At 59.2% G+C, this 18,415-nt stretch carries 17 protein-coding genes; 5 read left to right on the top strand and 12 right to left on the bottom strand.

The genetic code is table 11. The features are described from left to right. Positions 1–31: 31 nt before the first annotated feature. The 3 genes from LPB405_RS06565 to modA all read right to left on the bottom strand — a co-directional run bounded on the left by LPB405_RS06565 (position 32) and on the right by modA (position 3,367). Positions 32–1,411: a molybdopterin molybdotransferase MoeA gene (locus tag LPB405_RS06565; RefSeq protein ID WP_219100814.1), complete on the bottom strand. Its 1,380-nt coding sequence runs from the start codon at positions 1,409–1,411 to the stop codon at positions 32–34. A 124-nt stretch (positions 1,412–1,535) separates the two neighbouring features. Continuing rightward, on the bottom strand, positions 1,536–2,411 hold the full coding sequence (locus tag LPB405_RS06560) for an ABC transporter permease (RefSeq protein WP_219100812.1): 876 nt from the start codon (positions 2,409–2,411) through the stop codon (positions 1,536–1,538). 149 nt (positions 2,412–2,560) lie between these two features. Further along, entirely contained in the window at positions 2,561–3,367 is an 807-nt protein-coding gene (gene modA, locus LPB405_RS06555; RefSeq protein WP_070846813.1) for a molybdate ABC transporter substrate-binding protein, read from the bottom strand. A gap of 232 nt (positions 3,368–3,599) precedes the next feature. Here modA and moaA point away from each other — a divergent pair, with 232 nt between their 5' ends. The 5 genes from moaA (at position 3,600) to LPB405_RS06530 (ending at position 8,524) form a co-directional block, all read left to right on the top strand. Beyond that, complete coding sequence (gene moaA, locus LPB405_RS06550; RefSeq protein ID WP_219100810.1) at positions 3,600–4,811, top strand: GTP 3',8-cyclase MoaA; 1,212 nt, start codon at positions 3,600–3,602, stop codon at positions 4,809–4,811. A gap of 103 nt (positions 4,812–4,914) precedes the next feature. Beyond that, the gene (locus LPB405_RS06545; RefSeq protein ID WP_219100808.1) at positions 4,915–5,181 is read left to right on the top strand and encodes a MoaD/ThiS family protein; all 267 of its coding nucleotides are present in this window, start codon (positions 4,915–4,917) and stop codon (positions 5,179–5,181) included. Next, positions 5,181–5,891 (top strand): molybdenum cofactor guanylyltransferase, encoded by a 711-nt coding sequence (mobA, locus tag LPB405_RS06540; RefSeq protein WP_219100806.1) that lies wholly within the window; start codon positions 5,181–5,183, stop codon positions 5,889–5,891. The genes LPB405_RS06545 and mobA overlap by 1 nt, the downstream gene beginning before the upstream one ends. Before the next feature lie 144 nt (positions 5,892–6,035). Beyond that, entirely contained in the window at positions 6,036–7,349 is a 1,314-nt protein-coding gene (locus LPB405_RS06535) for a molybdopterin molybdotransferase MoeA (protein ID WP_219100804.1), read from the top strand. 98 nt (positions 7,350–7,447) lie between these two features. Then, on the top strand, positions 7,448–8,524 hold the full coding sequence (locus LPB405_RS06530; protein ID WP_049341102.1) for a LacI family DNA-binding transcriptional regulator: 1,077 nt from the start codon (positions 7,448–7,450) through the stop codon (positions 8,522–8,524). Between the two features lie 116 nt (positions 8,525–8,640). Here LPB405_RS06530 and LPB405_RS06525 read toward each other — a convergent pair whose 3' ends face one another. The 9 genes from LPB405_RS06525 to rplA all read right to left on the bottom strand — a co-directional run bounded on the left by LPB405_RS06525 (position 8,641) and on the right by rplA (position 18,282). Next, the gene (locus LPB405_RS06525; RefSeq protein ID WP_044150184.1) at positions 8,641–9,294 is read right to left on the bottom strand and encodes a GNAT family N-acetyltransferase; all 654 of its coding nucleotides are present in this window, start codon (positions 9,292–9,294) and stop codon (positions 8,641–8,643) included. 273 nt (positions 9,295–9,567) lie between these two features. After that, complete coding sequence (locus LPB405_RS06520) at positions 9,568–11,181, bottom strand: glucose PTS transporter subunit IIA (RefSeq protein WP_257604879.1); 1,614 nt, start codon at positions 11,179–11,181, stop codon at positions 9,568–9,570. Positions 11,182–11,445: 264 nt separating this feature from the next. Continuing rightward, positions 11,446–11,556: a PTS transporter subunit EIIB gene (locus tag LPB405_RS09075; protein WP_257604878.1), complete on the bottom strand. Its 111-nt coding sequence runs from the start codon at positions 11,554–11,556 to the stop codon at positions 11,446–11,448. A gap of 241 nt (positions 11,557–11,797) precedes the next feature. Then, on the bottom strand, positions 11,798–13,339 hold the full coding sequence (locus LPB405_RS06515) for a glycoside hydrolase family 32 protein (RefSeq protein ID WP_219100801.1): 1,542 nt from the start codon (positions 13,337–13,339) through the stop codon (positions 11,798–11,800). Between the two features lie 329 nt (positions 13,340–13,668). Beyond that, positions 13,669–14,046, bottom strand: coding sequence for a 50S ribosomal protein L7/L12 (gene rplL / locus LPB405_RS06510; protein WP_060824400.1), 378 nt, complete (start codon positions 14,044–14,046; stop codon positions 13,669–13,671). A 154-nt stretch (positions 14,047–14,200) separates the two neighbouring features. Then, positions 14,201–14,731 (bottom strand): 50S ribosomal protein L10, encoded by a 531-nt coding sequence (gene rplJ, locus LPB405_RS06505; RefSeq protein WP_070541412.1) that lies wholly within the window; start codon positions 14,729–14,731, stop codon positions 14,201–14,203. 398 nt (positions 14,732–15,129) lie between these two features. Then, positions 15,130–16,245 (bottom strand): ABC transporter ATP-binding protein, encoded by a 1,116-nt coding sequence (locus tag LPB405_RS06500; RefSeq protein WP_219100799.1) that lies wholly within the window; start codon positions 16,243–16,245, stop codon positions 15,130–15,132. A gap of 101 nt (positions 16,246–16,346) precedes the next feature. After that, on the bottom strand, positions 16,347–17,321 hold the full coding sequence (locus LPB405_RS06495; RefSeq protein WP_219100797.1) for a TDT family transporter: 975 nt from the start codon (positions 17,319–17,321) through the stop codon (positions 16,347–16,349). A 265-nt stretch (positions 17,322–17,586) separates the two neighbouring features. Further along, complete coding sequence (gene rplA, locus LPB405_RS06490) at positions 17,587–18,282, bottom strand: 50S ribosomal protein L1 (RefSeq protein ID WP_060824396.1); 696 nt, start codon at positions 18,280–18,282, stop codon at positions 17,587–17,589. Between the last annotated feature and the right edge of the window lie 133 nt (positions 18,283–18,415).

Below are 18,415 nucleotides of genomic sequence, written 5' to 3'. Positions count from 1 at the left end.
TCTGGATGGGAACAATGCGGGGGTGCGTCGCCTAGTTATCGGTGAGGCGGATGCGGTGGTAGGGTACCGCTTCTCCCCCGGTGTAGGTGGTTCCGGGCACCAGCTCAATGAGCACATCCGCCTGTGCGGCGCGGTGCAGCAGGTGCGAGCCGGAGAGCACGTCGGGGTAGAGCTCCACCCGGTAGGTTCCGGGCTCCACCTCGACCATGGCGAGGGTACCGCGCAGGAACTGGCGCTTGGTCGCCGGTGCGGTGAGCGGGGCGTCGGTGACGAGCACGCCGCGCGGTGCGTTATTCAGCGTTGCTTGTTCGGAGGCAACCGCATAGGGCACACCGTAGGGGCCGCCTGCACGCAGGTAGGGGCGCAGAATCAGCGCGTACGAGATGAGGGTGCTCACCGGGTTGCCGGGGAAGGAAATCATGGGCACGCGGTGGCCCTTGAAATCGAGAACGTTTACACCCTGCGGTCCGCCGGGCTGCTGGCTGACGTGGCCGAACCAGGAGACGGGCACCAGGATGTCGGCTTCGTGTGCCTTGGCGATGGCGTTGCGCACCACTTCGTATTTGCCGTGGCTGATGCCTCCGGAGGTGATGATGATGTCCGGCTTGAAGCTCTCGTATTCTGCCGTGAGGCGGTGCAGCAGCTCGACGGGGTCATCACCAATAGCGATGCGCCGCACCTCCGCTCCGTCTTCGCGGAGCATGGCGGTGAGCATGGGGCCGTTAGCGTCAAAAATCTGGCCCTGGCCGAGTTCCTGGGTGGTGGCGCTGCCGTCTTCTTCAACGCCGGAGAGGATCTCGTCGCCACCGGTGCATACGAGCACGCGGGGGCCAGCCGCGACGGTCAGGCGCGCATAGCCCTGGGATGCGAGCGCACCGAGCAGGGCGGGGGTGACGCGTTCACCGGCGCGTGCGAGTACCTGGCCGGTGACGACATCTTCGCCGCGGCGGCGTACGAACTGTCCGGGCTTGCCGGGGGCGAGTTTGACCTTTTCGCTGGGGCGGCCGAAGGATTCGGGCAGGTCGGGGTATTCGATGCGTTCGGACTGCTCGACCGGGATGACGGCGTCGTAGCCCTTGGGCATGGGTGCGCCGGTCATGATGGGGTAGGTCAGGTCGTCGGAGGAGCGGGAGCGCTGCAGCGGACGCCCTGCGGGAATCTCGCGGCCGACGGTGAAGATGCGGTCCTCGCGGTCAACGGCTGCCGCGGTGAGGGCGTAGCCGTCCATTTGGGAGTTGTCGAAGCTGGGTACGTCCATGCGTGCGGTGACGTCTTGCGCGAGGATGCGTCCTGCCGCGTGGTAGAGGGGAACCGTTTCTGCGGTGCCGATAAATACTTCGCGCAACAGTAGCGCCAGGTAGGCGCGGTATTCCTCGGTGCTAGGGGTTCCATTGAATTCGGGGGAAATCATGGCGGTTCCAATCGTGCGGTGGCGGTTATGACTAGTGTAGGTGTGTGTTTGTGGGCTGGTAAATGCAGTTTTGCCTAAGGACCGGTGTATGCCGGGTGGTATGCGGGGCAGGCGGCGGAGTGGCTTATCGGGTGCTTTCGCGTAGTTTTTTGAGGGCGCGAATCAGGCCGAGGACCCCAAAGATTCCCAGGTAGAGGCTGATGAGGATCAGGGCGCTTCCGAGGGCGCTGGGAATGTCGCTGCTGTTGATGGCTAGGTCAATGGCGAGGGGTATGGTTTGGGTTTTTCCTTGCACGTTGCCGGCGAAGGTGACGGTTGCACCGTATTCACCGAGTGCACGAGCGAAGGAGAGGAGAAAGGCGGTGGCGAGTCCCGGCGCGGCGAGGGGCAACAACACTTTGAAAGTGATTTCTGCGGGTTTAGCGCCTTCGACGAGAGCGATTTCCTCATACTCACGGGGTATGGCTTGCAGGGTGGTAACCGCGGTGGCGACAAAGAAGGGCAGGGCGACGAAGACCTGGGCGATAATCACCGCGTTCGAGGTGAACGGGATAGAGATTCCTGCCTGGTAGAGGTAGGTACCGATCATGCCTTTGCGTCCCCAGAAGAAGAGTAGCCCAAGGCCGGAGACCACCGGTGAGAGAATCACCGGGGTGTAGATGATGGCGTAGAGGACCGACCCGAAACGGTGCAGCCGCGAGCGGTTGAGCACTTTAGAAAGCACGAGTGCCAGGGGTGCGCCGAGAAGACCACAGATGAGGGTGGATGCGGCGGCGGTGCCGAGAGAGAGGTTAGCCGCCCCGAGCACCTGCGGGGTGAAGATGCTACCGAGCTGGCTCCAGGGGATGTTGAGGAAGAGCCCGAGAAGCGGACCCGCGATGAGGAAAATACCCAGCGACGCCGGAACCAGGAAGAGCACGGGCACGGAGGCGAAGAGGCTGCTCCCGGGCGTGCGTGAGGCGCCGGCGCGGCGGCGGGTGGTTGCGGTGCTGTCTGTCATGGGTATTTCTCGGCGTATTTCTTCGGGGTCTTGAGAGCGCGGCAGGAGACGCGTTCAGGATGCGGCGGCTTGCTCGTTGAGCGTGCCGCCGCATCCTGCGGGTGTCCGTTCTGCGCTCCGGGTTTCAGCGGTGCGGAACGGCGCTAGCGTTACTTGGCGGTGCTGAAGCCGTAGTCGGTGAGGATCTTCTTCGCCTCATCGGAGTTCTTCAGCCATTCGTTGAACTTCTTTGCGGCTTCGGAGGAGGAGCCGGTCTTGCTCAGCGCTGCGGGGTATTCGTTGCGTTCCACGTCGGTCAGTTCGACGGAACCGAGGTTGGCGCCCTTCTTCTTGGCGGCGGCGAGGTCGGTGGTGTAGATGAAGCCCGCGTCCGCGTTACCGGTGGTGACCTTGGTCGCTACGTCGGTGACCTTGCTTTCGGTGGTTGCGTTCTTGAGGGTGATGTCGTGCTTCTTCAGTTCCTGGTGGGCGATGGTGCCACAGGGAACGTCTTCCTTGCAGACAGCGACGACGCCTTCGGTGGTCTTGAGGTCGTCAAGGCTGTTGATCTTGCCGGGGTTACCTTCGGCGGTGACGAGCACGAGCTTGTTGGTGACCAGAACGTTGGTTTCGGAAGTCGAGAACTGGTCGAGCTTCTTTGCCTTGTCCATGTTCTTGGTGTCTGCGGTGATGAGCAGGTCGGGGGTTGCACCCTGCTCGATCTGGTTGACGAGCTTTGCGGAGCCTTCGTAGACGAAGGTGACGTCTACGCCCGGGTTGGCGGCTTCGTATGCCTTTTCGAGGTCTGCACCGGCGTTGTTCAGGGAGGCTGCGGCGAAGACTTCGACCTTGCCGGAGGCTGCCTGGCTGCTTGCTGCAGATGCGGTGGACGATGAGGAGCTCTGGGTGGCGCCGCATCCGGTGAGGGCGAGGGTTGCTGCGGCGAGCGCGCTGAGGGCTGCGAGGGGGCTCTTCATGAGGTATTTCCTTGGTTGGTTCGTACTGCTATTGAAGGTGAGGTGCGTCCATGTGCGGGCTTTATGTGACGTTCCGTGTACGTCCCTAGCTTGTACACGCGGCGTTGCTTCGTCGTGGTTGTCTGCTGTGGCGCAGTTGTAACTTACCCTGCACACACTATGTACGGGGCGCCGGAACATGGAATAATCATATTGTCACCTGAAATATGCAAATTTTCCACATAGGTTTTACATGGCGTACACGGCGAATTCGGCCTCTTCTGAACTCATTGCGGGCCCAACGTTAAGCACCTTATCTTCTGCGGAGGGTAACGGGGCTGCTTTTGTTACGCCCGAAAAATCTGAGAGCGGCGTCAAGCCTGCGCGTAAGCTCCCTAATATTACGAACAGCGGTCCGCTCTTGGACCGTTGGGGTCGCGTGGCGACGGATCTGCGTATCTCTCTGACCGATAAATGTAATCTTCGTTGCATTTATTGCATGCCGGCGGATGGTTTGCAGTGGCTTCCGAAGGATAATCTGCTCTCCGCCGAGGAGATTGCGCGCCTTGCCGATATTGCGATCACTGAGCTGGGCGTGGAGGAGATCCGCTTTACCGGTGGTGAGCCGCTGGTCCGCGCTGATTTGGTGGACATTATTTCTCGCATCCATGAGGCGCATCCGAGCATTCCGTTGGCGATTACGACGAACGGTATTGGTTTGGAGAAGCGTGCCGCCGCCCTGGCGGAGGCTGGTCTGACCCGCATCAATGTTTCTCTGGATACGATTTGCCGTGAAACCTTTGCCGAGTTGACCCGCCGCGATAAGCTCGATGCCGTGCTCAAGGGTATTGACGGTGCTGCCGAGGCTGGTCTGTGGCCCATCAAGATTAATGCTGTGCTGATGCCGGGTCTGAATGATGATCAGGCTCCGGAGCTTCTGCGCTGGGCGTTGGCGGGTGGCTATCAGCTGCGTTTTATTGAGCAGATGCCGCTGGATGCCGATAACCGTTGGACCCGCGAGGGCACGATTACTGCCGCTGAGATTCGCGAGAAGCTATCGGCTGAGTACGTTCTGGGTTCGGTGGCTGAGGCACGTGGCGATTCCCCCGCTCAGCTATGGGAGGTGTACCCGCTCGGCACTGCCCTGGATGAGGCGGGATTCCCGGCTGACGGTACCGAGTCGCTGGGCCGTGTGGGCATTATCGCTTCGGTGACGGAGTCGTTCTGCAATGCGTGCACCCGCACCCGTCTGACGGCGGACGGCAAGATTCGCTCGTGTTTGTTCTCTGACACTGAGACTGACCTGATGCAGCTTCTGCGTTCCGGTGCTGACGATCAGCAGCTGGCTCTGCGTTGGCGTGAGGGCATGTGGTTTAAGCCGCGCGCTCACGGCAAGGAAGACGCTGACTTCGATATTGAGGAGTTCGCCAAGGCAAGCCGCTCGATGAGCGCTATTGGCGGCTAAGGAAGCCACTGTTCTCAGCCGAATATGCGTGGGCACGGTTTTTACAGGCGCCCCCAGCTTTCGGCTACCCCACTCAGAGTTTGGTTAAGACTTGAGGAGCATAATGCAGGTTCATTTTTTCGCTGCCGCGCGTTCTGCGGCGGGTACCGCGCAGCTGTCGGTGCCCCTGGCCGAGTTGCCGTCTGCGACTCTTGGCGCGCTCATTGAGCATCTGGGTCAGAGCCTGGAGGGTACGACCCCCTCGGGTCTGACTCTTGCGCAGGTGATGGAGCAGTGCTCGTTCCTGGTCAACGGTGCTCGTTCTGATGTGCAGGCGCCCCTGCAGGATACCGACCGCGTGGACGTTCTGCCTCCCTTTGCGGGTGGATAATGCAGGCGGATAAGATGCCCGGTTCTGCGCTTCCCATTGAGGGCTCTGCCGATTTTTCGTGCGCCGCGGTTGTTGTTGCCGGAGGCGCTTCTCGCCGCCTGAACCACGTGCCGAAGGCATCCCTGTCTGATGGCACGAGCACTCTGCTGGATTGTGCTCTGGAGGCGGTGGCCGCTGCATCCCCGCGCGTGGTGGTGGGCCCCGAGAGCTTGCCGTTGCCGTCGGGGGTGTTGCGTACTCGTGAGGATCCGCCGTTTTCGGGGCCTGCCGCGGCGATTCATGCCGGTTTGGAGTGTATTGCGGCCGATTGCGAGCGATTGCAGGCTCCTACGCCTGAATGGTGTCTGATTTTGGGTGTGGATACTCCGCGTATTGCCCCGGCGGTTCAGAAGCTGATTACTGCGGCACAAAGTGCTGAGCGCGCGGCGGGCTTCTCCCCTACCGATTCTGAATCATCTGAGGGTGCTGAAGCATCTGCAGGTTTCTGGGGTGTCGCTGAGGGTATCTATCAGCCACTGGTTGGTATCTACCGTTTTGAGGCGATTCGTTCGGTCTTTTCGACCGGCACGACTGACGCTTCTGTTCGTTCTTTTTTGCGCCGTCTGAACCCTGTGGCGGTGGAGATGTCTGCCGCTGATACCGCCGATGTTGATACCTGGGAGCAGGCGCAGGCTCTGGGCTATACGACCTCGCTCTGGTCGAGTTATTAGCACGGGGTTATCAGTAGTTGAGGCGCGCAGAAGCGCTAGTTGCCAAGCTACGAGTACCCTAGTGGTAGGTCTTAACGCCCGACCGGGCGATGTTTTTGAGCTCGCGCGCTGTTGCGCGTCCCGCACACACTTTTACGAGGTACGATGTCTCACCATATTCCTTCTGTTTCGTGGCAGCAGGCCCGCCAGATTCTGCATGAGCAGGGCCTGGAGATTGCTCACCATGTGAAGACGGAGTCTTTGCCGCTGTTGGCGACGATTGGCCACTATTTGGCGGATGATGTTTATTCGATGATGCCGGTTCCCCACTACAGCTCTTCTGCGATGGATGGTTACGCTGTGGCGGGTGCGCCTCCGTGGCGTCTGGTGACCCCGGCGTATCCGGAGGATTCTCGCGCGAATATTCACCGTCTGACGGTTCCGATTGCTCCGGGTGAGGCGACCCCGATTTTGACGGGTGGTTTGCTCCCTGAGGGCGCTGAGGCGATTGTGCGCGAGGAGCATTCGCGCCTGTATGAGGGTGCGGAGGCTTCGTCTCGCCCTGGTGTAGCTGCTCATTTGGAGACTCAGTCCAGTATTCATTACCTGGATATGGCGGAGGGTTTTGAGCCTCCGGCGCCGGGTGCTGATATTCGCCATGCTGGTGTTGAGCTAGAGCGTGGCGAGCTGTTGGCACGCCACGGCGACCGTATCTCTGCGCGTATGGCGGCGTTCTTGGGCACGAATGGTTTTGATGAGTTGCCGGTGTACGCCCCGATTCCGGTGCGTTGCGCGTTTACGGGTAATGAGGTCATTACGTTTGGTGTGCCTGCGCCGGGTCAGGTGCGTGATGCCTTTGGCGGCTTCATGGAGCATGCGATTATTTCTGCAGGCTGCGAGGCGCGCCCTTCGATTCGTTTGGCGGATGTTGAGTCTGAGTTCCGCACGTTCTTGTCCACGTCGACGGCTCGTGTGCTGGTGTTTACGGGCGGGTCGAGCACCTCGGGTGTTGATTTGGTGCGTAAGGTGCTCAACGACATGGGCGCAACCTATTTGTTTGAGTCGGTGGATGTGCGTCCGGGCCATCCGGCATTGGCTGCGCGTCTGCCGGTTCCGGAGACTGGCCCGAATTCGGGTCGTGAGCGTTTTGTGCTGGGTCTGCCGGGTAATCCTTTGGCGGCTTACACTGCCCTGTATTCGTATTTGCCGCCGCTTCTGGCTGGCATGAGGGACATGCCTCTGCCGGAGCTGGATTCGGCGGTTCTGGGTGAGCCTGTTGATACTTTGCGTAAGCCGGCGGGGGCTCGTCTGCTTCCTGTGTCGGTGCATGATGGTGTGGCGTATCCTCTGCCGAAGTCGGCGTCGCATATGCTGTCCTCGTTGGCGGCGGCTACTCACTGCGCGGTGTTGGATGATTCTTCGGTTCGGGGTTCTGCCCATGAGGTGGGAGCTCGGGTTCCGATTATTCCGGTGCTGTAGTAAGGCGCTATTTTCCGGCGTTGAAATGTTTATGCGGTATGCGGTCGGGGTATAGTAGAGAGATATGTCAATCGTTTAGCATACCGAAGGGAGCCCCCGTGGCTAAGCCCAAACTCAGCGATGTTGCGGCCCTGGCGGGAGTCTCCCCCACCACGGTCTCCCGCGTGCTCAACAACCGCGGCTACCTGAGCGAAAGCACCCGCACCAAGGTCCACGAGGCAATGCGGGAACTCGGCTACCGCCCCAACGCCATCGCCCGCAGCCTGCAGGGCCAGCGCTCGCAGATGGTGGGCCTCATCTTCCCCACGGTCGCAAACCCCTTCTACGGGGAGATGGTGTACCGCCTCGAAAGTTACCTTGCCGAAGCAGGCTACCGGGTCATTCTCTGCAATAGCGATGACCACCCCGAACAAGAGAAGCGCTACCTGGAGATGCTTTTCTCCAACCAGGTGGACGGCATTATCAGCGGCGCGCACTCTGACGCGCTGGTGAATATTCCGCACGCCCAGGCTCCCCTGGTGACCGTGGACCGCCTCGAAAGCGGCTTTTACCCGAATGTCCGCTCCGATAATTACGGAGGCGCTCGCGCCGCCACGGAGCACCTCATCGCCACGGGTGCGCAGAATATTGTGCACGTGACATCAACCCTGGGTGAGCACAATGAGCGTCAGCGCGGATACCGTGAGGCAATGCTCGAAGCCGGACTCATGCCGGAGTTCCTGGAGCTGGGCTTCCGTCCTTCACTGGGTATTAAACGTGAGGTGCTCTACCGCTACCTTGATGAACGCGCCGATAGTCCGGAGCCGGTGGATGCGGTCTTTGCCTCCAACGATAATTACGCCGCGTTGGCGCTGGGCTGGGCGCGCGCACGCGCTATTCGTGTTCCGGAGGATTTCCAGGTGATTGGTTACGATGGCACGCAGAGCGTTCAGCTGCTCATGCCGGAGTTGGCGACCGTGGTTCAGCCGATTGAGGGCATGGCAGAGCGTACCGCGCAGCGTCTGCTGGAGCTCATTGAGCTACAGCAGGAGGATTCCTCAGAGAAGACCACTCCCCCAATTACCCAGCCCGAGGATGTACTCCCGGTTGAGCTCCATCTGGGGGCTACGGTGCGTTCTATCCCGAATCTGGATCAGATTCAGCCTGACACCTCCGCCCCGGACGAGCTCCAATAGACGAGCTCCAATAAGAAGCTCCTCTTCTGACGATAAAAATCCGCCCCACCGTGCGAGTGCTCACGGTGGGGCGGATTTTGCATATACATTTATCGGTTTTGTGCGCGTCCGGAAGTTTAGGAGGCGCGCTGCACAATCTCGGTCGGGCCGGTTCCGGGGTAGACCATACCGACGGCGTGCGCCTTGGAGAAGATACCGTGGAGCGGTCCGAGGGAGAAGAATCCGCGGCGCTCGTAGAGGCGTGCACTGTCGTAGGTCGATGCTTCGAGGTAAGCGGGGTAGTCACCGATGCGTTCGGTACCGTAATCGAGTAGCCGGGAGCCGATACCGCGACCTCGATACTCTTCAAGAACACCAATGTTGAAGAGGTACCAGTGCTTGTACGCGGGGCGGTACTTGAGCAGGTGCAACTCCATCAGGATTGCCTTCAGCAGAGTCTTGCAACCGAGAGCCTTGTAGTAGGCGCCAAACTGCTTGAGCTCGTTAGCAAAGGAACCTTCGTGAGATTCGGGGGTGTTCCAGAGGCAGACACCCACAATCTTGCCGGTGGAGTTATCAATAGCGATGTCGATACGTCCGCGGCCCTGGAAGTTGCCGTAGACCTGCAGGGTCATGATTGCGCGGAGCTTGGCAAGTTCCTGTCGGCGGCTACCGCCCGCGATGACTGCCATCATGGCGGGATCTCCGTCGAATGCGGCAATCAGCACCTCGAGCGCATCTGCATATTCATGAGACTCGGCGGTGCGGACGGTATAGGAAGCTGAGGTCATATTCACCCTTTACAAAAGCTTGAAACTATACATAAATATTAGCTGGATTATTCATTCCTGGCTAATAAATTGTTCCTTATCAAGACATTTTTCATGGCCATGCACCAATGTGTGCCAGCTTATATTGCACCAATATGCATAATTTTAGTGAATATTTATTCACACATTTTTTGCACGCTCTTGCAAGAAAAATTGAACACCCCGCACCAGCTCTAGGGAGAGCGGTACGGGGTACATATCACGTTGAGGTTATCTACTCATCAAGAGTGCAGACTATGCGTTAGCCTTTGCCTTCAGTGCAACCTTCAGGAGCGAATCCGCGTTGGTCACAGAAGCGCCCGAAACCTGGACATCTTCAACCGAAGCAGCTGCCTTCTTGGAGTTGGTAATCACCATGGGGGTTGCCAGCGGGTAGCCAGCAGCCTTAATCGCGGGAATATCGAACTCAGCAATCACGTCGCCACGCTTGACGGTGTCGCCCTTAGCAACCTTGGGCTCGAAGTGCTTGCCATCGAGCTCAACGGTGTCCATGCCGATGTGCATCAGCAGATCCAGGCCATCTTCGGTGCGCAGACCGTATGCGTGGCCGGTGGGGAATGCAACGGTAATCTTGCCGTCAGCCAGTGCATAGAGCTTACCTTCGGTGGGCTCCACTGCGGTGCCTGCACCCAGCGCGCCGGAGGAGAAGGTGGGGTCCTTGACGTCAGCCAGCAGAACCACGGAACCAACCATGTGGGAGCCGATTTCGACGCTCTCACCAGCCTCAGCTGCTACGGCAGTAGCGGGGGCGGCGGCAGCTGCTACGGGAGCCGCAGCAGCGGGTGCCTCAGCTTCCTCAGTGTTGCCAGCCTCAACCTTCTTACCCCAGATGAAGGAGGCAACGAAAGCGATGACGGTGGTCAGGATGAGGCAGCCGAAGAAGCCCGGGATACCAGCGCCAACAGTCGGTTCAATCGAGGGGAAGCCAAGGTAACCAGCGGCGCCAAGCTTACCCGCCTTAATTCCAAGAATAGAAGTAAACATCGAACCAATACCCGCGGAGACGATTGCAATGTAGAAGGGCCAGCGCAGAGCCAGGTTCACACCAAACATTGCGGGCTCGGTAATGCCGAGGAATGCGGAGGGTGCAGATGCCGAAGCAATACCCTTGATCTTCTTGTTCTTGGTGGTCAGTGCGACACCGGCTGCGGCAGCACCCTGCGCCACGTTAGACATGGAGGCAACGACGAAGATGAAGGAACCGCCGGTTGCCCACAGGCTCATCTCGATGGGCGGGAATGCCTGGTGCATACCGGTCATCACGATGAATGCGTAGAAAGTACCGAAGATCAGACCGCCGAGCGGGCCAGCAACGGTGTAGAGCCAGTTAATACCTTCACCCAGCCAGGTACCCAGCTGGAACATCGGCGGGCCGACCAAGATGAAGGTCAGGAAGCCGGTGATAAGGATGGTGAGGGTCGGGGTGAAGATGAAGTCGATGGTGCCCTTGAGGACCTTGTGGAAGAACTTCTCAATGTGGGACAGGATGAAGGCAACCAACATGATGGGCAGCACGGTACCCTGGTAGCCCGCCTGCTGGACCTGCAGGCCGAAGAGGTTCCAGTACTTCATCGGTTCGCTACCCTCGGCACCTGCCAGAGAGGCAGCGACATTGTAGCCGTTCATCAGTGCCGGGGAGACCATTGCGGCACCCATGGTCATGCCCAGGTAAGGATTACCGCCGAAGACCTTGGTTGCGGAGAAGCCAACCAGCACGGGCAGGAAGGCGAAGGGAGCTGCGGAGAGCAGGTTGACGATGTCCGCGAAGTCAGCCCATTCCGGGTAAAGTTCAATAACTGCCTGGGGACCAAAGATACCCTTGGAAGTCAGGAGGCTATTGAGCGCCATCAGCATACCGCCACCGACCAGCACCGGAATCAGCGGAACGAAGATGTCAGCAATGGTCTTGATGAAGCGGGAGACAATGTTGCCCTGCTTGGAGGCAATTTCCTTGAGCTCGTCCTTGGATGCCTCGGGTGCGCCAGCGGCGATGAGGTGCTTGTGTACCTCGTTGACGCCGCCGGGGCCGACGATGATCTGGAACTGGCCAGCGTTGAGGAAGCTGCCCTTGAGGTCTTCGTCGTTGTCGATTGCTGCCTGGTCGACCTTATCCTAGTTCTTCAGGACGAGGCGAAGGCGGGTTGCGCAGTGTGCGGCTGCAACAATGTTGCCGGCGCCACCGACGTCCTTCAGCACGCGCTGTGCCACTGACTTGTGGTTCACGCTCGCTCTCCTTTGTTTGGAGCACCACCGTATGATGCTTTGTGAATGGGGTGGGGCATATGTCTGTGCGTGTATGTCATGCATATGTCATACGTTTGACATATTGGTTGTAAAACATCCTATCATGGGAAAGTTCTTAAAAGCGAGGGCTCACCCTCCATACGGAGAGTGAGCCCTCAGACATATTCAGAAATTACCGGAAAGCTCCCGTGCAGGCGGCTCCCAACGCATAGAAAACGGCTTAGAGGCGGCCATACTCGAGGGACAGCACCTCGCCACCGGTCAGGCGGACGCGGCGCTTATCGCCCTTGAAGAAGGTGCGAGCGGTCATAACCTCAGCGCCCATGGAGGCAACCAGCTTACCGCCCACGTACAGTTCGGTAGCCGAGCCGTCCACGAGCAGGTCAAACTCGCGAATCTTCGAACGCTTCAGGGTACGGCGGCGCAGACTACCACCCTCGGTGTAGCGGGTACCGCCACGGTCCATCTGCACAAAGTCCTTATCCAGAACGATGCTCAGAGCCACGCCGTGGGTGTCCTTAATCTTCAGCTTCACGCGCTCATCAGAAACGTCTACGCGGCCGCGCAGACGGAAGCTCAGGGCATTCTTCAGCTCTACGAGCTTGCCCTTCTCCTCCTCGCGGTACAGCGGGGTCATCTTCATCGCGTCATTAAGCTGCGGCACCGGACGCTGGAAAATCTTGCCGTTACGCAGGTGTAGCTCACGCGGGTAGGTGAACATGTGCACCCAGCGGTGGCTCCACGAGGGCAAATCATCCTGATCAGCATTGCCCAGCCAAGCAATCATCACCGGGGCATCACCGCATACGTCGTGCGGTGCCTCCGGGTCGGCGGTCAGGCCGGTACCGGAGATGGTCTGCGGTGCGTAGAACTCAAAACCTGCATCCAGCTCGGTGAAGGGGGTCTCCACGGTGAACTTGAGAGTCTCGTTATCTAGCGAGCCGACAATGTAGCCGCTCTGGAAAATGTTGTTGTACTTCTCGCCGAGGGGCTGCATGCCCTGCGGGCTGAAAATCAGCACGTCACGAATCTCGCCGGTCAGCTCATCGCGCATGCGCAGCAGCGAGGGGCATTCGTACATGTAGGTGCCCTTGAGGCTCTTATCCTTAATGCCCAGCTCACCGCGGAAGGTCCACTCGCGGCGGTCAGCGGAGGTGTACACGACCACGGCACCGGTCTTATCTTCACGCTGAGCACCAATGACCATCCACCACTCACCGTTACGCTCAAAGACGTGCGGATCGCGGTAGTGCGCGGTGTAGCCCTTCTCGGGCCCGGAAATCAGCGGCGGCAGCTGACGGGTCGGCTTCGCGTCCTCACCCGCAGTTGCGAGGATCTGGTAGGTTTCGCGGTTGCCCTTCTCATCCTTCACGTTACCGGTGTAGAAGAACTCAAAACCGCCGGGCACCTTAATGCCGGAGCCGGAGTAGCAGCCGTGCGAATCGTAGCGACTATCGGGAACCAGAGCGGTACCCTCATCGGTCCAATGGGTCAGGTCCTCACTCACGGCGTGACGCCAGTAGACCATACGCTCCGGATGCAGGGGCGAGTACTGGTAGAAGGCGTGGTAGCGCTTGCCGTCAAAGACCAGACCGTTCGGGTCGTTCAGGCGACCTACCGGAGGCGCCAGGTGCAGTGCCGGGTAGTCGCGGTCTTCACGAACACCGGCACCGAAAGCATCCAGAACCTGCTGTGCTTCAGCCGCCAGATCGCGGTCGGGTCGCTGAGTTACGCTCTTCTTCTTTTTCTTCTGCTCGCTCATGTCTATCCGTTTTCGTGCAAGGGAAATGTCTGGGTTGTCTCATCCCATCATACGGCACCGCTCCACCGTTGCCGGGCTCTAGGAGAGAGGCACCACAGTGCTCTCAGCTTCTCTCGTCCAAGGTACAGGGCGGTCACAGCGGCAGATACCGCCACCTGCCGAGGAGATAGCACATACCCCGTTTGCTACAGGAGAAAAAGGGCTGATACGGCAAAACAACCCACCGCCTCGCCTAAGCATGGTGGGGCGAAGCGGCGGGTGCCGTTAAAAGCCGCGGGGCGGCGCATCCAATAGATGCACCGCCCGCGTAAGAATCGAGAAGAAGTCGATTACTTGAGGGTGATGGTTGCGCCAGCAGCCTCGAGCTGCTCCTTAGCCTTCTCAGCGTCTTCCTTGGAAACGCCCTCGAGCAGAGCCTTGGGAGCGCTGTCAACCAGGTCCTTTGCTTCCTTCAGGCCGAGGGAGGTCAGGGCACGAACTTCCTTGATCACTGCAATCTTCTTGTCGCCAGCGGACTCCAGGACAACGTCGAACTCGGACTTCTCTTCAGCAGCGTCGCCGCCTGCTGCGCCGCCTGCTACAACAGCAACGGGAGCTGCTGCGGTGACGTCGAACTCTTCCTCGAATGCCTTAACGAACTCGGAAACCTCAACCAGGGACAGTTCCTTGAATGCTGCAATGAGTTCTTCGATGGACAGCTTAGCCATTGTTTGGCTCCTTCACTATCTGGTGCGGGCTGACGCCCGCGGTGTAAATCTTCAGTACCTACCCGAAAGGGTCGGTCAAATTTAGGGTGCGTTCACGCTGTTCGCGTTCACGCTGCTGAGTATCTCAGCGCTGGTGCAGTAGCACGAAAGGGGCTTATGCCTCTTCCGAAGCCTCCTCGGCAGCAGCGGGAGCTGCGCCTTCCTGCTCCTCCAGCTTGACGCGCAGTGCGTCCACAACCTGTGCGATGCGTGCGATGGTAGCCTTTGCACCACCTGCAACCTTGGACAGCAGAACCTCGCGGGATTCCAGGTCAGCGTAGCGCTTGACGTCGTCCTCGGAAAGAGCGGCACCTTCGTAGTAACCGTTCTTCACAATCAGCTGGGGGTTAGCCTTGGCAAAGTCACGCAGGCCCTTAGCAGCATCAATCAGGTCGCCCTTGATGAATGCCAGTGCGGAGGGACCCTGGAGGTGGCCTTCGAATGCGTCGATGCCAGCTTCCTTAGCTGCAATAGCAGCCAGCGTGTTCTTCACCACGGCGTATTCGGTCTCTGCACCGAGTGCGCGACGCAGCTCCTTGAGCTGTGCAACAGAGAGACCGCGGTATTCGGTCAGGATGACTGCGTTCGAAGCTTCGAAGAGTTCCTTCAGCTCGGATACTGCAGCGATCTTTTCCTGAGTCGCCATGGTAGTTCCTTCTTCCGATTCTTGTAAGGTCGCCGGTAGAGCCTCGAAGCATTTATTGCAAGCAATAAAAAATGCCCCGACGCGTAGGCGTACGAGGCACGATAGACGGCACCCTGAATGAGGGCAACGGCTATTCACTTCGAGTTACCTACGCGGGCGGCGATTTCTAGTGAAATCTGCTCTTATCAGAACTCTGTTCTTCGTCTCCACCGAGGTGGCGATAGAGGACATAGTTCTAGACCGGCGGTCTTTGGTTCATTCATCATCTCAGGTTAAAGCCCTAGCCGCAAGTTAAAACAAGAAATTCATGGGATTAAGCGGGGTTAATCACTTAAAGCCCCTCTTTAAGCCGATTAACCCGCGCTTTTGCCCCAGCTAAAAGCCAGCAAAGACGTGTTTTAGAGGTAAAAGCGCTTTCCGCCTGAGAACAAGAAGCAACGCTCCGCCGCCACCCCCAGGTACACCCGCTCCCCAATACTTAGGGAGGAGCCGCCCTGCGCATCCGAGATAAAGAACTCAAGCTCCTGACCGGCACGCACTCGGGCACTCAACTCAGAATCCACCGAAGCCCGTCGAGATTCCAGAGGTAGGGACACCGCCTCTAACAGACGCGCACTGTACAGCATGCCGCCCACCAGATGGCGGCTGCCAAGCACCTGCACCGGCAGAGCATGAGCAGCGTCTGCTGCCACAGGGCACAGCGCGGTCGCACGAATCGCCAGCTCACACCCGGCAGGAAGCGACTCAGAATCCTCAAGATTCAAAAGGTTCAGCGCGGGCGCCGCCAAAAGCTTAGCCACCTGCAGAGTATGCGGATGCGCCAGCAGCCGCTCCGGAGTATCCACCTGCACCAGGTAGCCAGCATCCATCACCGCCACCCGCTGACCCAGCATGAGCGCCTCATTCTGATCATGGGTCACGTACAGACCCGTAAAACCGTAACGCTCATGCAGGCGCACAATATCGGCGCGGATACTCGCGCTCATCTCTTCATCCACACTCGCCAGCGGCTCATCAAAAAGAACCACCGGGGCACGACGAATTAAAGCACGCGCAATACCCACACGCTGCGCCTGACCGCCCGACAGCTGCGAAGGCTTACGAGACTCCAACCCCTCAAGCTTCAACGCCTCCAGCAGCTCACGGTAGTAGCCCATATCAACCCGACCGGCAAACGCGCCCAGCCGGGTCGGGAAGAGAATATTGTCCTTCACGCTCAGGTGCGGGTACAGAATAGGGCGCTGAAAAACCACACCCACCGAGCCGCGCTCCAGAGGCTGACCGGCATAGGTCACCCGACCCGCACTCGGCTCCTCCAGGCCGGCAATAATGCGCAGCAGAGTGGACTTGCCCGTACCCGAAGAACCAACCAGAGAAATCAGCTCGCCAGGGTGTACATCCAGGTCAATCTCATTCAGAACCGTCGTATCGGCGCCAAAGGTCTTAGCGACGCCTCGAATACGCAGGCCATCAAAGGGCTCCGCCACGGCAGAAGAGTGGGATGCAGAAGTCATTCCCCCATTATCGCTGAAACTCACACCCGGCACGGGTGCAGAAGATAAGCGCCGTCATAAAACGGTGCGCGAACCTCACGCCAGAGTCTCATGTGAGCACCCTAGCTCGGGCGAACCAGCAAACGCCCCTTCAACGCCAGATGCAGCGTGCCCGCCCACAGGAAGATGAGGAAAGCCGTACCCGCCACCGTCAAAACAGGACCCACCAGCCCCAGCGAACCAGCAGCCGTCAAACGGATACCGCTCGCAACCATGGAAGCCATACCGAAGGAGAAGCCCCACATGCTCATCGAGAAACCACCCTCAAGCACCCACGGGAGCAAACGCATCAGGAAAATCAGCTGCAGAATGCCGTAACCCGTCATCACCAGGAAGAACCAGTCAACCGTGCCACCATTAGCCGCCAAGTACGCGTTACCACCCACAAAAGGCGGTGCCATCTGGATACCAATAATGCCGCGCTCCCCCTGAGGCAGCGGAGTCAGGGTGCGCAGGCGGCTCAGAATCGCGGCCTCGATACTGAACCACGAAATCAGGCCCGCCCCGAAAAAGAGCATCGCCATATCGCGCCATCCCACAAAACCCATCGCCGTAGCGGTCGCAAAGTTCGTCGCCACAGTGGGCAGATACAGCACCGGCGAGGCCGCCTCGGGCGCATACCCGCCACGCCACGTGCCGGCGATGCGATGAGACGCAAAATACAGCTGACCCACAGCCCCCAGCACAACCAGGGTCAGAGCCGGAACCTCAGCATACGGGTAGAGGGCCGCACCCACCTGCGCGGTCGTCGCCGGAATCAGCGAAAAGAAACAGGTACGCGCCGGATGCTCCCAAAAACCACGCACCCACGCCCGGTACTTCACCACTGAGTGAACCAGAAAACCCACAAGGAGCAACCACACCACGGCGTTAAAAGCCAGGATGCTCTCGCCCACCCAATCGGGCGCCATTCCCTTCGACGCACCGGTACGCCAAGCGGCACCCAATGCGCCGGTACCCAGCGCCACCGCAAAATAATTAACCGGCACGCTGAGGCCGCGACGGGCTATCTGCGCATTCTGGGTAGAAGAAGACATAAACTCTCTCTCGTCATGGATGGGGTGATAAGGAAGCGTACGGGCTTCTTCCGTCAACGGTTCAGATACCGGAAGAAGCAATCACAGCCAGGGGTTCATTCTACGTTTTAACTCTATAAAAGCTGGAAGTCTATGACGTACATTAACCGATGCTCGCCACGCAACGTCGTGTTTCTTTATATAAATCCGCGCATAAAAAATCGCCCCCGACGCCTAAACGTCGGGGGCGATTACTAGCTCATGCTAGAAGCTACAGGTGCATACCTTAGGCAGCAACGGCAGCCGGATCAACGGGGATGCCGGGGCCGAAGGTGGTAGCAACGGTTGCCTTGGAGATGTAACGACCCTTAGCCGAAGAGGGCTTCAGGCGGTTAACCTCTTCCAGAGCTGCCTGGAAGTTCTCATCCAGCTGCTCAGCGGTGAAGGAAGCCTTACCGATGATGAAGTGCAGGTTGGAGTTACGGTCAACGCGGAAGTCGATCTTACCGCCCTTGATGTCTGCAACAGCCTTTGCAACATCCATGGTCACGGTACCGGTCTTGGGGTTCGGCATCAGGTTACGGGGACCCAGGATCTTACCCAGGCGGCCGACCTTGCCCATCATGTCGGGGGTTGCAACCGCTGCGTCGAAGTCGGTCCAGCCGCCAGCGACCTTTGCGATCAGCTCGTCGGAACCAACGTAGTCAGCGCCAGCTGCCTCAGCCTCAGCAGCCTTGGGGCCTGCTGCGAAAACAACCACGCGAGCGGTCTTACCGGTGCCGTGGGGCAGGTTCACGGTACCGCGAACCATCTGGTCTGCCTTACGGGGGTCAACGGACAGACGCAGTGCAACCTCAACGGTTGCGTCGGTCTTGGTGGAAGAGGTTTCCTTCGCCAGGGCAACTGCCTCGGCGGGGGTGTAGAGCTTACCCTCTTCAATCTTGGCTACAGCTGCCTTGTACGCCTTGCTGCGCTTTGCCATCTGCTTTTCTCCTTATGCAGTTGTGGTCTCGTGAGCCGCGCTCGGCTCTGCCACATCCCGTCCATACGACGGGCATTTACAAGTTCTGTGTAGAAAAATCTACGGTGCCGATTACTCGGCTATTCGGCGAACC

Origin of the sequence: Rothia mucilaginosa (assembly GCF_019334805.1) — a bacterium.
GTDB classification, from domain to species: Bacteria; Actinomycetota; Actinomycetes; order Actinomycetales; family Micrococcaceae; genus Rothia; species Rothia mucilaginosa_C.
The sequence above is the reverse complement of the archived record's forward strand: the minus strand, read 5'-3'. Positions and strand labels throughout refer to the sequence as shown.

Bases quoted from the DNA above. Each gene is read 5' to 3' on its own strand.
- LPB405_RS06565 (WP_219100814.1), bottom strand. From the start codon at position 1,411: ATGATTTCCCCCGAATTCAATGGAACCCCTAGCACCGAGGAATACCGC.
- LPB405_RS06560 (WP_219100812.1), bottom strand. From the start codon at position 2,411: ATGACAGACAGCACCGCAACCACCCGCCGCCGCGCCGGCGCCTCACGC.
- modA (WP_070846813.1), bottom strand. From the start codon at position 3,367: ATGAAGAGCCCCCTCGCAGCCCTCAGCGCGCTCGCCGCAGCAACCCTC.
- moaA (WP_219100810.1), top strand. From the start codon at position 3,600: ATGGCGTACACGGCGAATTCGGCCTCTTCTGAACTCATTGCGGGCCCA.
- LPB405_RS06545 (WP_219100808.1), top strand. From the start codon at position 4,915: ATGCAGGTTCATTTTTTCGCTGCCGCGCGTTCTGCGGCGGGTACCGCG.
- mobA (WP_219100806.1), top strand. From the start codon at position 5,181: ATGCAGGCGGATAAGATGCCCGGTTCTGCGCTTCCCATTGAGGGCTCT.
- LPB405_RS06535 (WP_219100804.1), top strand. From the start codon at position 6,036: ATGTCTCACCATATTCCTTCTGTTTCGTGGCAGCAGGCCCGCCAGATT.
- LPB405_RS06525 (WP_044150184.1), bottom strand. From the start codon at position 9,294: ATGACCTCAGCTTCCTATACCGTCCGCACCGCCGAGTCTCATGAATAT.
- LPB405_RS06520 (WP_257604879.1), bottom strand. From the start codon at position 11,181: ATGGCGCTCAATAGCCTCCTGACTTCCAAGGGTATCTTTGGTCCCCAG.
- LPB405_RS06515 (WP_219100801.1), bottom strand. From the start codon at position 13,339: ATGAGCGAGCAGAAGAAAAAGAAGAAGAGCGTAACTCAGCGACCCGAC.
- rplL (WP_060824400.1), bottom strand. From the start codon at position 14,046: ATGGCTAAGCTGTCCATCGAAGAACTCATTGCAGCATTCAAGGAACTG.
- rplJ (WP_070541412.1), bottom strand. From the start codon at position 14,731: ATGGCGACTCAGGAAAAGATCGCTGCAGTATCCGAGCTGAAGGAACTC.
- LPB405_RS06500 (WP_219100799.1), bottom strand. From the start codon at position 16,245: ATGACTTCTGCATCCCACTCTTCTGCCGTGGCGGAGCCCTTTGATGGC.
- LPB405_RS06495 (WP_219100797.1), bottom strand. From the start codon at position 17,321: ATGTCTTCTTCTACCCAGAATGCGCAGATAGCCCGTCGCGGCCTCAGC.
- rplA (WP_060824396.1), bottom strand. From the start codon at position 18,282: ATGGCAAAGCGCAGCAAGGCGTACAAGGCAGCTGTAGCCAAGATTGAA.